The organism is Pseudoduganella sp. OTU4001 (genome assembly GCF_038440195.1).
GTDB lineage: Bacteria > Pseudomonadota > Gammaproteobacteria > Burkholderiales > Burkholderiaceae_D > Rugamonas.
The window spans coordinates 74153-86020 of sequence record NZ_JASATG010000020.1 but is presented as its reverse complement, the minus strand read 5'-3'; the positions used below and the strand labels follow the sequence as shown (position 1 = coordinate 86020).

The 11868-nt window shown below is 62.9% G+C and carries 12 protein-coding genes and 1 pseudogene; 8 read left to right on the top strand and 5 right to left on the bottom strand.

All coding sequences use genetic code 11. The features are described from left to right. Both AAHE99_RS17995 and AAHE99_RS17990 read left to right on the top strand, forming a co-directional pair. Positions 1-415: pseudogene (locus tag AAHE99_RS17995) on the top strand (hypothetical protein); the annotation flags it as partial. A gap of 107 nt (positions 416-522) precedes the next feature. Further along, positions 523-969: an Hsp20/alpha crystallin family protein gene (locus AAHE99_RS17990; RefSeq protein ID WP_342118716.1), complete on the top strand. Its 447-nt coding sequence runs from the start codon at positions 523-525 to the stop codon at positions 967-969. On the opposite strand, the gene AAHE99_RS17985 is transcribed toward AAHE99_RS17990, so the two are convergent. Further along, entirely contained in the window at positions 966-2849 is a 1884-nt protein-coding gene (locus AAHE99_RS17985) for an ATP-binding protein (RefSeq protein ID WP_342118715.1), read from the bottom strand. The two genes, AAHE99_RS17990 and AAHE99_RS17985, sit on opposite strands and share 4 nt — an antisense overlap. 303 nt (positions 2850-3152) lie before the next feature. Between AAHE99_RS17985 and AAHE99_RS17980 the strand changes: the two genes are divergently transcribed. Beyond that, on the top strand, positions 3153-3608 hold the full coding sequence (locus AAHE99_RS17980; protein ID WP_342118714.1) for a hypothetical protein: 456 nt from the start codon (positions 3153-3155) through the stop codon (positions 3606-3608). Here the strand turns inward: AAHE99_RS17980 and AAHE99_RS17975 are convergent. Continuing rightward, positions 3605-3865, bottom strand: coding sequence for a TraR/DksA family transcriptional regulator (locus tag AAHE99_RS17975; RefSeq protein ID WP_342118713.1), 261 nt, complete (start codon positions 3863-3865; stop codon positions 3605-3607). The genes AAHE99_RS17980 and AAHE99_RS17975 overlap by 4 nt on opposite strands. Before the next feature lie 175 nt (positions 3866-4040). Here AAHE99_RS17975 and AAHE99_RS17970 point away from each other — a divergent pair, with 175 nt between their 5' ends. The 5 genes from AAHE99_RS17970 to fnr all read left to right on the top strand — a co-directional run bounded on the left by AAHE99_RS17970 (position 4041) and on the right by fnr (position 8542). Then, a complete protein-coding gene (locus AAHE99_RS17970; RefSeq protein WP_342118712.1) occupies positions 4041-5528 on the top strand; it encodes a sensor histidine kinase in 1488 nt (495 codons plus the stop codon). After that, positions 5525-5938, top strand: coding sequence for a response regulator (locus AAHE99_RS17965; protein WP_342118711.1), 414 nt, complete (start codon positions 5525-5527; stop codon positions 5936-5938). Before AAHE99_RS17970 ends, AAHE99_RS17965 begins: the two co-directional genes overlap by 4 nt. Further along, the gene (locus tag AAHE99_RS17960; protein ID WP_342118710.1) at positions 5935-7038 is read left to right on the top strand and encodes an ATP-binding response regulator; all 1104 of its coding nucleotides are present in this window, start codon (positions 5935-5937) and stop codon (positions 7036-7038) included. The genes AAHE99_RS17965 and AAHE99_RS17960 overlap by 4 nt, the downstream gene beginning before the upstream one ends. Continuing rightward, positions 7031-7666 (top strand): response regulator transcription factor, encoded by a 636-nt coding sequence (locus AAHE99_RS17955; protein WP_342118709.1) that lies wholly within the window; start codon positions 7031-7033, stop codon positions 7664-7666. The genes AAHE99_RS17960 and AAHE99_RS17955 overlap by 8 nt, the downstream gene beginning before the upstream one ends. A 102-nt stretch (positions 7667-7768) precedes the next feature. After that, the gene (fnr, locus tag AAHE99_RS17950) at positions 7769-8542 is read left to right on the top strand and encodes a fumarate/nitrate reduction transcriptional regulator Fnr (protein WP_342118708.1); all 774 of its coding nucleotides are present in this window, start codon (positions 7769-7771) and stop codon (positions 8540-8542) included. Positions 8543-8602: 60 nt separating this feature from the next. Here the strand turns inward: fnr and AAHE99_RS17945 are convergent, their stop codons facing one another. The 3 genes from AAHE99_RS17945 to AAHE99_RS17935 all read right to left on the bottom strand — a co-directional run bounded on the left by AAHE99_RS17945 (position 8603) and on the right by AAHE99_RS17935 (position 11806). Then, the gene (locus AAHE99_RS17945) at positions 8603-8989 is read right to left on the bottom strand and encodes a bacteriohemerythrin (protein ID WP_342118707.1); all 387 of its coding nucleotides are present in this window, start codon (positions 8987-8989) and stop codon (positions 8603-8605) included. 77 nt (positions 8990-9066) lie between these two features. Continuing rightward, the gene (locus AAHE99_RS17940) at positions 9067-9531 is read right to left on the bottom strand and encodes a cyanophycin metabolism-associated DUF1854 family protein (RefSeq protein WP_342118706.1); all 465 of its coding nucleotides are present in this window, start codon (positions 9529-9531) and stop codon (positions 9067-9069) included. After that, the gene (locus AAHE99_RS17935; RefSeq protein ID WP_342118705.1) at positions 9524-11806 is read right to left on the bottom strand and encodes a cyanophycin metabolism-associated ABC transporter; all 2283 of its coding nucleotides are present in this window, start codon (positions 11804-11806) and stop codon (positions 9524-9526) included. The genes AAHE99_RS17940 and AAHE99_RS17935 overlap by 8 nt, the downstream gene beginning before the upstream one ends. Between the last annotated feature and the right edge of the window lie 62 nt (positions 11807-11868).

The following is an 11868-nucleotide window of genomic DNA, read 5'->3' as shown; positions in this document are numbered from 1 at the left end:
GCTGTACCCGCTTCGATGGGCCATGGTTTCCGGCCTGGCGACCCTGGGCGGTACGCAAACACCAGGCGGCAGTACGGGAACCAGCACGCAAGCACCCGGCGGCACCTCGCCCAATCCGACTGCCGGCCCAACGGGCGGCGTCGGCCCAACGCTACCTGGCGGTATCGGTGCCGGTGTCCCAACGCCAGCGCAGGCGACGCCAAACCCTGGCGCCGGTGCTGCAGCTCCCTCGGTCGTTCTGAATGCCGGACAGTTTGGCTACCTGCCTCCACCGCAAAACGGCGGCCAGCCACCGCTGGTGCTGGTGCCGCCAAACCAGGCGGTGCAGGTGCGGATGCCGCAATCGATCAGCCAGAACAATCCGCAAGGATCAGCCACCTCCAAGACTTCCGATCCCGAATGCGTTGTGCAGTAGAGCCATAGCCGGTTTTTAGGACCGGTTGTGCGTCCGATTGCCTTTTTCTTTAGCCACCGCCGACTGGTGGAATTATCATTTCCGATACCAAGAGAAAGGAGGAAGCCATGGCTAACCTGAGGCGTTACGATCCAATCAACGAACTGGCCCGTTTCGATCCCTTCCGCAATTTCGAAGACTTGTTCCGGGACTTCCGGCTTGGAAATATCACGCGTGAAGGGGAGGGCCAGCAACCTATCCGCATTGACGTGCACGAGAACGAGAAGTCGTACACCGTGCGTGCCGACCTGCCGGGTGTCAACAAGGATGACATCAAGGTCGACATCAGCGGCAACCGTGTCAGCATTGCGGCAGAAACCAAGCGTAGTGAAGAACAAAAGCAGGGCGGCAACGTCGTGCGTTGCGAGCGCTATTTTGGCGAGCAATATCGCAGCTTCACGCTGGAACATGATATTGACGACACCAAGTCCAGCGCAAAGTTCGAAGGCGGCGTGCTTGAACTGACCTTGCCGAAAAAAGCCCAGCAAGGCAGCCGCAAGCTGGAGATCCACTAAACCCTGACCGGCAGTGTCAGGATAAAACTGGTGCCCTCTCCGAGGGCACTTTTTACGTCTATACGCCCGCCCAGCACACCGTATACGATGTTGTAGACGATGTTCAGACCCAGCCCCGAACCGCCGCGTCCAAGTTTGGTGGTGAAGAAGGGGTCATAGATCTTGCCCATATTTTCCGGCGCGATACCGATGCCGTTGTCGCGCACCGTGATCGCCACCGTGTCACCGCTCCCGGGCAAGGCGGTGATGACGATCTCGCCATCCTCCTGGCCTTCAAAGGCGTGGATCAGGCCATTGTTGACCAGGTTGATGAGTACCTGGCCGAAGGGGCCTGGGTAGCTGGCCATCACGATGCCCTGGGGAATTTGGTGGCTGACGCGGATGCCGGACTTTTTAAAGGTCGGCATCAGCACCAGCAGGATCTCCGACACCATTTCATCCAGCTGGAACTCGCGGCATTGCGAGGTGGCCCGGTCGACCGCGACCTGCTTGAAACTTGCCACCAGGTCCACCGCACGGTGCAGGTTGCGCAGCACGATCTGGCTGCCGTTGTTCACATCTCCGATATACGTGTTCAGGGCCGAGCGTTTGATGCCACTTTCGACCGCCGCGGCGAAGGCCGTGGTCTGGTCGAGCAGGGTACTGACGGCCAGCAGGCTGTTGCCGATCGGCGTATTCAGTTCGTGCGCCACACCGGCCACCAGGGAGCCCAGTGCCGCCAGTTTCTCGCTGCGTACCAGCTCGTCCTGCGCGCGCTGCAGGCTCCCGAGTGACTCGGCCAGTTCGCGGTTGGTGTCGGCGATCTGGCGCGTGCGGATGTTGACCAGTTCCTCCAGTTCCAGTTCGCTGCGTTTGCGGTCGGTAATATCGGTGGACACTCCGCCCAAGGCCCAGATTTGGCCGAATTCATCGATCAGTGGGAACTTCTCCGAGATGTAAGTGCGCGCGCCGCCGGCGGTACCCGGCGCTGTCTCTTCATAGCTCGAAGCGCGTCCACTAGCCAGCACTGCGCGGTCGCCCTGGCGCATGATGTGCGCCGTTTCCGCGTCAAAAAGCATTTCGTCCGTATTCCCCAGTGGTTCCGGCGCGTTGGGCGGCAGGATCATGCGGAAGCTGTGGTTGACCATCAGGTAGCGGCCATCCAGGTCTTTCACATAGATCACGGCGGAGGACTTTTCGACGATGTTATTGAGCAGGGCCTGGCTGCGCCGCAGCGCGGCGTCGCGTGCAGCCACTGTCGCCAGCATGGCGTTGAAGGCACTTGCCAGGCGGCCCACTTCGTCCTGGCTGATGACTGGTGAACGCAGGTCGTAGCGCTGCTCCCGGGTGACCTGGTCGGCCACTGCGGACAATGCCAGCAGGGGCTGTGTCACCAGCCGCCGCGAGCCGGCGGCGTACAAGGTGGCGCCGGCAAACAGGGTCAGGAACACCACGCCGAGCACCAGCCCATACTGTCGCAGGCGCTCGAACGTCGATTCAAGCTGGTAGTCGATGGCGAGATGGCCCACCACCTCGCGTTCGAAGCGTACCGGGGACAGCATCAGGAGTTTATTGCCGTTGAAGCGATGCCCAAGGCGTCCCAGCTCTTGCGGCCAGGGGCATTGCTCGGGAAGGGCGCTGCGGTTGAAATGGGCAAATAGCCGCTTGTCGGCGGTGAACAGGCAGGCGCGCGAAATTTCGGGGCTGCTGCGCAGGGCGTCGAGCTTGCGTGCGGCGCCGGTACTGTCGCCGAAATTGAGGTCGGCATCCAGGTTCAGCGCCAGCAGGTCGCTGCGGCCGGCAAGGTCCTGCACCAGGCGTGGGCGCGCAACCAGTACGTCATAGCTTGCCAGGGCAAACAGGGCTACCAGCATCGCCGCGAACGTCGTAAAGACAGACACCAACAACAGCTTTCGCTGGAGTCCTAGATCGCGGAAGAAGCCTGGAAAGCCTTTCATGCCGGGTGGGTCCCATTTGCAATCGAGTAATTATCTTAGCATGCGCCAGGCAGATGCAATTGTTGCTATGTTTCACCTATGGACGAACATGACGAGAACACTGAGGAGGCGCCGGCACCCGGCCAGCCGCCAGCAGCCGTACACCCGCCACCGGGTGCGCGGGGTGGTCCGGTATTCTGGATGGCGTGCGGCGCGCTCCTCGCGGGACTGGCCGTAGGGGCGGTGCTGCTCGTGCAGCGGGTGGGGATGGAACGGGATATGGCGGCAGTGGCCGGTACGTTGCCGCCCGTAGTTGAGCAGGCGGCGCCCCAGCCGGCGGTGGCGTTAGTGCCAGCGCCAGCGCCAGCGCCTGAGCCAGCGCCTGCACCAGCGGCGGCCGAGGCGTCTGCCCCAGCCCCCGACATCGCGCCAAACGCCGTGCCGGCACCACCCCCGCGCGTGGCGGCGCGTCCCGCACCGCGGCTCCGTGCGGCGTCCGTCGCAAAGCAGAACGCAACGCCTTCCCGCAAAGCGATGGCGCGCGTGAAGGCCAAAGCGCCTAACCGCCGCAAACTGGCGCGCGAGCCGCTGCTCTATTGGGAAGTGTTCAAACGTTGCCCGCTTCCTGGCGAGCCGGGAGCGGTGGAATGCCGCCGCCATATCTGCAACGGCGCCGAGAGCGAAGGTCCGGCCTGCAAACCGTACCGCAGACGATGGCGCTAGACCGCTGTAAAGCAAACGAAGCCGCGCTGGCGCTCCTGCCATTCCTGGCAGTCCAGGCACATGGCGGCGCTGGGCTGGGCCTGAAGGCGTCCGGCCGAAATAGCTGCACCACAGCGCAGGCACTGGCCAAAAGTGCCAGCCTGCAGGCGCTCCAGCGCGCCATCGATGGCCGCGATTTCGGCTAGGTCGCGACCAGCCAGCGTCTCGCGCCGCTGGCACAAGACAGTGGTCCAATGGTCGATTTCTTCAGGCTGCATGGCTAGTCTCCGCATTTGGAGCCACTTTAGCGGGCATCCGGAGGCGCGTCATCAGCACCGCTTGACCTAGGTCAAGTTTGTCCGACTTTTCATGCACGCCGCAAGTTTGGCCTCTTGCGGCAGGGAGCGCTACAATCATAGGATGACAGGATTTGACAATCACCAGGACCCGGCTTTGACACATTCAACGATTGCGGAGCGCAGCCTGCAATGGCTGCTGGCATCGGCCACCGACGCCATGCTGATCATCGACAAGGACGGGCAACTGGTCCTGGTCAATCCAGCGCTGGAGACCCTGTTTGGCTACGGTGCCGGCGAGTTGCAGGGCAAGGCGCTGGAAGTCCTGATCCCCGAACGCTTCCGCCACGGCCACGTGGGCCTGCGCGGCAATTACTTCGAGCATCCGCGTCCGCGCGCCATGGGCGCCGGCGTCGAGCTGTTCGCCACCCGCAAGGACGGCACCGAATTCCCGGTCGAAGTCAGCCTGTCGCCGCTGCCCGACAAGGATATGCAGCCGATGGTCATGGCCACCATCCACGATATCAGCGCCCGCAAACAAGCTGAACGCGCGCTGCAGGAAAGCGAAGCGCGCATGCGCGCCATCTTCGAGACGGCGGTGGACGCCATCATCACCATCGACGAGCATGGGATCATTGAGCGCGTGAACCCTGCCGCCGAGCGCATGTTCGGCTATCCGGAGGCCGAAGTCCTGGGCCGCAACGTTTCCATCCTGATGCCCAACCCGCACCGCGACGCGCATGACGGCTACCTGCGCCACTATCTGGATACCGGCGAAAAGCGCATCATCGGCAAGGGCCGCGAAGTGCAGGGCTTGCGCCGCGACGGCAGCGTGTTCCCGATGGACCTGGCGGTCACCGAGATGTGGCTCGGGGGCCGCCGCATGTTCACCGGCCTGGTACGCGACATCACGGAGCGCAAGCACGCCGAGGAAAAGGCGCAGCAGCTGCTGCAGGAACTGACCAGCGCCAACGAGGAGCTGACCAATTTCGCCTATGTCGTCTCGCACGACCTGAAAGCCCCGCTGCGCGGCATCGGCTCGCTGGCCGACTGGCTGGCGCACGACTACGCCGACAAGTTCAACGAAGAAGGCAAGGAGCATATGCGGCTACTGATCAACCGCGTCCACCGCATGGGCGCGCTGATCGACGGCATCCTGCAGTACTCGCGCGTGGGCCGCATCAAGGAAGCCGTGGTGCCGGTCAAGCTGGACCAGCTGGTGGCCGAGGTGGTGGACCTGCTGGCGCCGCCGGCCCACATCAAGGTCACCGTCATGCCGGGCATGCCGACCGTGGCGGGCGAACCGACCCGTATCCAGCAGCTGTTCCACAACCTGGTGTCGAACGCCGTCAAGTACATGGACAAGCCGCAGGGCGAGATCGAAGTCGGCTGGTCCGACGAAGGCCGCCACTGGCGCTTCCATGTGCGCGACAACGGTCCGGGCATCGCGGAACGCCACTTTGAACGGATCTTCCAGCTGTTCCAGACCCTGGCCCCGCGCGACCGCGTGGAGAGCACCGGCGTCGGCCTGGCGCTGGTGAAAAAGATTGTAGAAATGTACCAGGGCAGGGTATGGCTGGAGTCCGAACTGGGCAAAGGCACAACCTTCTACTTCACCCTCCCGAAGAAGAAAGAGAAAGCATGAATAATACGAGCAAGCCTATCCTGCTGGTTGAAGACGACCAGGTCGACGTGATGACCATCCTGCGCGCGCTGAAGGAGGTCCATGTCGGCAACCGCGTGGTGTCGATGGAAAACGGCGAGGCCGCGCTGGAATACCTGCGCGAGCCGGGCAGCGAGCAGCCGTGCATTATCCTGCTGGACCTGAATATGCCGATCATGAACGGCATCGAATTCCTGCAGAATATCAAGCAGGACCCGCTGCTGCGCCGCATTCCCGTGATCGTGCTCACCACCTCCGAAGAGCAGCAGGACAAGATGCGCAGCTTCGACCTGGGCGTGGCCGGCTACATGACCAAGCCGGTGGATTACCGCCAGTTTGTCGAAGTTGTGCGCTCGATTAACCTGTACTGGACCATCAGCGAGCTGCCATGAACGCGGTGAGGGTCCTGATCGTCGAAGACGATATCGTCGACCGGATTGCCTGCCGCCGTGCGTTCGCGCAGGCGCCGGGCTTCAGCTGCGAATTGCTGGAAGCGGAAAGCGGCCAGGAAGGCCTCGATATCGCCTTGCGCGAAAAGCCCGACTGCATCCTGCTCGATTACCACCTGCCGGACCTGACCGGCCTGGAGTTCCTGGCCCGGCTGGCCGCCGACCAGGGCGAGCCGCAGCCAACCATCCCCGTGATGATGCTGACCGGCGCCGACAGCGCCACCGTGGCGGCGGAAGCCATGCGCCGCGGCGCGCGCGACTACCTGGTGAAGGACAGCGACGGCCGCTACCTCGACTTTCTGGCCGGCGCGATTGACCGCCTGCTGCGCGAGCAGCGCCTGATCGAGGAAAAATCGCAGGCCGAACGCGTGCTGCGCCAGTCGCAGAAGGAGTTGCGCGAGCTGGCCGCCTACCAGGAGAAGCTGAAAGAGCACGAACGCACCCGCATCGCGCAGGAGATCCACGACGAGCTGGGCGGCCTGCTGACCGGGATCAAAGCCTACATCTCCGTGGCGATCGAACGCGGCGGCGAGCAGTCCGACCCGCTGCTGAAGGACGCCGCCAAGCTGGCGCAGGACGCCATCGAGACCGTGCGCCGCGTGATCACCGACCTGCGCCCCAGCGTGCTGGACCAGCTGGGCATCTGGCCTGCGCTGGAATGGTATTCCGAGCAGGTAGCCCAGCGCAGCGGCCTGCAATGCAGCTGCAATATCACGCCCGAGGCGGCGGCATTGGAGCTGGATGCGGAGCGCAGCACCATGCTGTTCCGCGTCGCACAGGAAGCGCTGACCAATGTGGTGCGCCACGCCGAAGCCAGTGAAGCGCGCCTGCTGGTCGACCGCGACGGCGACTGCGTTGTGCTGCGGGTGGAAGACGACGGCAAGGGCATCGAAAGCGCCGGCCTGTCCGACCGCGAATCCTGGGGCCTTTTCGGCATGCACGAACGTACCCGCCGCTTCGCCGGCGAACTGACAATCAGCGGCAAGGCTGGGCAGGGCACCACCCTGCAACTGCGCCTGCCTTTGGAGGACAAGAATGGGTGACAAGATCACCGTACTGCTGGTCGACGACCACGCCATAGCACGCAACGGCGTGCGCCTGATGCTCGGCACCGCGCCCGATATCAGCGTGGAGGGCGAGGCGGGCAATGCCGTCGAAGCCATGGCCCGGGTGGCCGAGCGCAGCTTCGACGTGGCCCTGGTCGACATCAAAATGCCCGGCAAAAATGGGCTGGATTTGCTGAAAACCCTGCGTGCAGAGTACCCGCGCATGGCCGTCCTGGTCCTGAGCACTTATTCGGAAGAGATTTACGCCGTGCGCGCCCTGAAGTCCGGCGCCTCCGGCTACCTCACCAAGGACGCTCCGACCACCACCCTGGTGGAAGCGGTGCGCAAGGCGGCGGCAGGCGGCAAGCATGTCAGCCCGGCATTGCTTGAAAAATTGGCAACCCTGGTGGGTGGCGGCCCCAGCGGCGACCATGAAGAGCTTTCCAACCGCGAGCTGGAAGTGTTCAAGCTGATTGCGCAGGGCGAATCGCTGGTGCGCATCGGGGAAAAACTACATCTGAGCCCTAACACTGTGACAACGTACCGCAGCCGCATCCTCGAGAAAATGGGCATGTCCAGCAATGCCGAGCTGACCCGCTACGCCCTGGAGCACGGACTGATCTGAATGTACTGTAGGGGAACCACTACATCAACTACACAGGAAGCTTGATACCGGGAAATGCGCCGGGACGCGATACTGACTCCATCGAACACAAGGAGCAGCACCATGAGCCCGGTTATCCCCATCACCCCTGCAAACACCACCAAGAATTGCGCGCCAGTCGCCGCCAAATGCTCGCTGTGCAGTTTTAACCGCCTGTGCTTGCCTCAGGGCCTGGCGGAAGACGACGTCGCCCGCCTGGACCAGATCATTGCCCGCCGCCGCCGCGTATCGCGCGACGAGCCGCTGTACCAGACGGGCGACAGCTTCCACAGCCTGTATGCGGTGCGCTTCGGCCACTTCAAGACCGTGCAGGTGAACCAGCGCGGCGAACAGACCATCGGCGGCTTCCACATGGCCGGCGACCTGCTGGGCATGGAAGCGATTGGCGCCGGCCAGCATAGCTGCAACGCCGTTGCGCTGGAGGACAGCGAAGTGTGCGAGATTCCGTTCAGCCGCCTGCAGGAACTGGTGATGCAGATCCCAGGGCTGCTGCAGCAATTCCACCGCACCATGAGCCGCGAGATCCAGCGTGAGCAATCGGTGATGCTGTTCCTGAGCCATATGCGCGCCGAGCAGCGCCTGGCCATGTTCCTGCTGAACCTCGCCGGCCGCTACGCCCAGCGCGGCTACTCGTCAAGCAGCTTCCAGTTGCGCATGTCGCGCGAAGACATCGGCGGCTACCTCGGCCTGACCGTGGAAAGCGTCAGCCGCCAGCTGGCCCGCCTGCGCCAGGACGGTTCGATCGTATTGAATAACCGCGACCTGCGCATTCTCGACCGCAGCAAACTGGAGGCGATGTCTTCCGGCGGCATGGCGCAGGAGCTCGCCGTCGCCTGAGTAGCAACCACTTTCTCACCTGTAGGGGGTGTATGGGGCAGCTTCGGCTGCCCCTTTTTTTCACTTGAGGTTTGAGGCGGCGATGGCCAGGGCCAGATCCATGGTGTTGATGTGCGCCTCCACCCAGTCCGGCAAGGCGCGCACCATCCGGCGCGCAGAGGACTCATCGCCAGCCGCCAGCAGGCAGCACGCCTGGTCGAGCGAGGCCAGCAGACTGTCATGGGCCGCACGGTGCGTGGCAGCGAGGGGGTAGCCGATCGCTTCCATCAAGTGGTTCTCTTCCGCCAGATCTTGGGCGAACTCTTCTGCCAGTTGATGGCACGCTTCCTCAAAGGCCGGGCGCGGCAAGGCATCGATGGACTGCAGCAAATCGAAGATGATGCGATGCGACTGGTCCATCACAGGAATGCCCAGTGCCAGGTCGGGGCCAAAAACAATCGAATCCATGCGTCTCTCCGCAATTGCAGTTGAGACATTGTGCCGTCCAGCAATACCAACGGCACATGATCCATATCAAATTTGGCTTACATGAAGCGGTCCAGGATGCGCTTGCTGTGCTTGTCGAGGGCGAACTGGTCACGGATCAGGAAGTGGATGCCGTGGCTGTCGGAGACCAGCAGCGACACGCTGCCGATGCGGCGGATGTCCTCTTCGCCGCGCAGCACGAAACTGGTCTCGCCGCGGTCGGTGGCGACCGTCCAGGTGGATGGGCAGGCGTAGCTGCCGACGTCGATGATGCGGCTGATCTCGGGCATGAACTCGCGGCCGGCCAGCTCTTCGCGCACGATGTCGGCCATCTCCGGCGACAGGTCGGAGATCTTGTCCAGCCATGCCACTTCCTTGCCGTCGGTGTTCACCAGCGACAGGCCTTCTTCCGGCGCCTGGATGGGGAACGCGCGCACCGGCGAGACGTTCTCGTGCAGCACGCCGTTGGCGTCGATCAGGTTCAGCTTCCCAAAGCTGTCGCGGCTCAAACTAAAATTAATCATCTTCACGGCTCTTTGCTTTGTCATCCATGTCGGTGTCGACGTTACGTGCCTGCGCCTGGTACAGGCGGTAATAGGCGCCTTCCTTGGCCATCAGCTCGTCGTGCGGGCCTTCTTCCACCACCTTGCCGCGGTCCATCACGACCAGGCGGTTGGCGCGCTGCAGCGTGGACAGGCGGTGCGCAATCGCGATCGTGGTGCGGCCGGCAACCAGGTTGTCCAGCGCCTTCTGGATTTCTTTTTCGGTCTCGGAGTCCACCGAGGCAGTCGCTTCGTCCAGGATCAGGATGCGCGGGTCGATCAGCAGGGCGCGCGCGATCGAGATACGCTGGCGCTCACCGCCCGACAGGCCCTGGCCGCGCTCACCCACCATCGAGTCATAGCCTTGCGGCAGGCGCAGGATGAAGTCGTGGGCGTGCGCGGCGCGCGCTGCCTTCATGATTTCTTCGCGCGTGGCATTCGGCTTGCCGTAGGCGATGTTCTCGGCGATGGTGCCGAAGAACAAGAACGGCTCCTGCAACACGAGGCCGATATTGCTGCGGTAGTCGGAAACGGCGTAGTTGCGGATATCCACGCCATCCAGCAGGATCGCGCCTTCCGCCACGTCGTAGAAGCGACAGATCAGGTTGACCAGGGTGGACTTGCCGGAGCCGGAGTGACCGACCAGGCCAATCATCTCGCCCGCCTTGATCTCCAGGTTCACGCCGCGGTTCACCGCGCGGTTACCGTAGCGGAAGCCCACTTCGCGCAGGGTGATATCGCCGCGCACCTTCTCCACCTTGGCTGGCTGCGCCGGATCCGGCACGCTCGAAACGTGGTCCAGGATGTCGAAAATACGCTTGGCGGCGGAGGCCGATTTCTGCGTCACCGACACGATACGGCTCATCGAATCCAGCTTGCCGTAGAAGCGGTTGGCATACAGCACGAAGGAGCTCAATACACCCACGGTGATGTTGTGCTTCGAAATCATCCAGATGCCGAACACGTAAATCACGAGGATACCCAGCTCGGTCAGGAAGGACACGGTCGGCGAGAACAGCGACCACACCTTATTCAGCTTGTCATTGACGGCCAGATTGTGTTTGTTGGCGGTGCGGAAGCGGGTCGCTTCGCGGGTCTCCTGCGCAAACGCCTTCACCACGCGGATGCCGGGAATGGTGTCGGCCAGCACGTTGGTCACTTCGCCCCACACGCGGTCGATCTTTTCGAAGCCGGTACGCAGCTTGTCGCGCACCAGGTGGATCATCCAGGCGATGAACGGCAGCGGCAGCAGGGTCGCAATCGCCAGCCATGGGTCGATCGTGAACAGGATCATGCCGGTCATGACGATCATCAGCACGTCGGAGGCGAAATCGAGCAGATGCAGCGACAGGAACACGCAGATACGGTCCGACTCCGAGCCGATACGCGACATCAGGTCGCCGGTGCGCTTGCCGCCGAAGTATTCGAGCGACATGCGTAGCAGGTGTTCATACGTCGTGGTGCGCAGGTCGGCGCCGATGCGCTCGGACACCAGTGCCAGCACATAGGTCTTGGCCCAGCCGAAAATCCACGCCAGCACGGCGGCGCCGGTCAGGGCGGCCATGTACTGCACCACCAGCATATGCTCGACCGGCTTGCCGTTCTGGTAAGGGATCAGCACATTGTCCGTCAGCGGCATGATGATGTACGGCGGGATCAGGTGCGCGCCGGTCGACAGCAGCATCATCACGAAACCAAGCAGCAGCTGCCACTGGTAAGGCTTGGCGAAGCGCCACAGGCGGAACAGGGTCCAGGTCGAAGGCGGGGTGTGGACCACCTTGGTGCAGACCGGGCATTCTTCCTGGTCCGGCTCCAGCGGCGCCTTGCAGGTCGGGCAGGAGTTCTGCTCCACCTGCTGCAGCGGTTTGCCGAATACGTGCGCTTCATGCAGGCGTACGAAGTTTTCTTGCAGGCGGATCGCCAGCAGGTTCTGGCCCAGGGTGAAGCGCCAGGCGGCCAGGCGCTCTTTGTCATCCACCAGTTCCAGATGCCCAACGCCGGCGTGGTCGTGCAGTTTTAGAGACATTCCACGACGATAGGTCCAGTCGCGCCATACCGTTTCCCCGGGGGCGCGTGCCATAATGCGGCGCTCCGTGATAATGACCAGGCCTTTATTGAAGTGGAGTCGGGAATCGAGGTCAACCTCCAGCGCGCCGAGTACGTTTTCGTCAGGTGCAAGCAGCGCCGGGATCTCTGTGCGCCACCTGTCAGGTAGTTCTGTCAGGCTCAGCTCAGAGGAAAGTTGGTTTGTTATCATTGTGTGTCAGACTCCGGGCACTCTTTGCCAAGTGGCAAGAATTGCGAAACAGTGGGAAAATA

Excerpts from the sequence above, each read along its gene's own strand:
- fnr (WP_342118708.1), top strand. The coding sequence starts at position 7,769 with ATGAGCCCGGTTATCCCCATCACCCCTGCAAACACCACCAAGAATTGC.
- AAHE99_RS17955 (WP_342118709.1), top strand. The coding sequence starts at position 7,031 with ATGGGTGACAAGATCACCGTACTGCTGGTCGACGACCACGCCATAGCA.
- AAHE99_RS17965 (WP_342118711.1), top strand. The coding sequence starts at position 5,525 with ATGAATAATACGAGCAAGCCTATCCTGCTGGTTGAAGACGACCAGGTC.
- AAHE99_RS17990 (WP_342118716.1), top strand. The coding sequence starts at position 523 with ATGGCTAACCTGAGGCGTTACGATCCAATCAACGAACTGGCCCGTTTC.
- AAHE99_RS17980 (WP_342118714.1), top strand. The coding sequence starts at position 3,153 with ATGGAACGGGATATGGCGGCAGTGGCCGGTACGTTGCCGCCCGTAGTT.
- AAHE99_RS17975 (WP_342118713.1), bottom strand. The coding sequence starts at position 3,865 with ATGCAGCCTGAAGAAATCGACCATTGGACCACTGTCTTGTGCCAGCGG.
- AAHE99_RS17945 (WP_342118707.1), bottom strand. The coding sequence starts at position 8,989 with ATGGATTCGATTGTTTTTGGCCCCGACCTGGCACTGGGCATTCCTGTG.
- AAHE99_RS17935 (WP_342118705.1), bottom strand. The coding sequence starts at position 11,806 with ATGATAACAAACCAACTTTCCTCTGAGCTGAGCCTGACAGAACTACCT.
- AAHE99_RS17960 (WP_342118710.1), top strand. The coding sequence starts at position 5,935 with ATGAACGCGGTGAGGGTCCTGATCGTCGAAGACGATATCGTCGACCGG.
- AAHE99_RS17940 (WP_342118706.1), bottom strand. The coding sequence starts at position 9,531 with ATGATTAATTTTAGTTTGAGCCGCGACAGCTTTGGGAAGCTGAACCTG.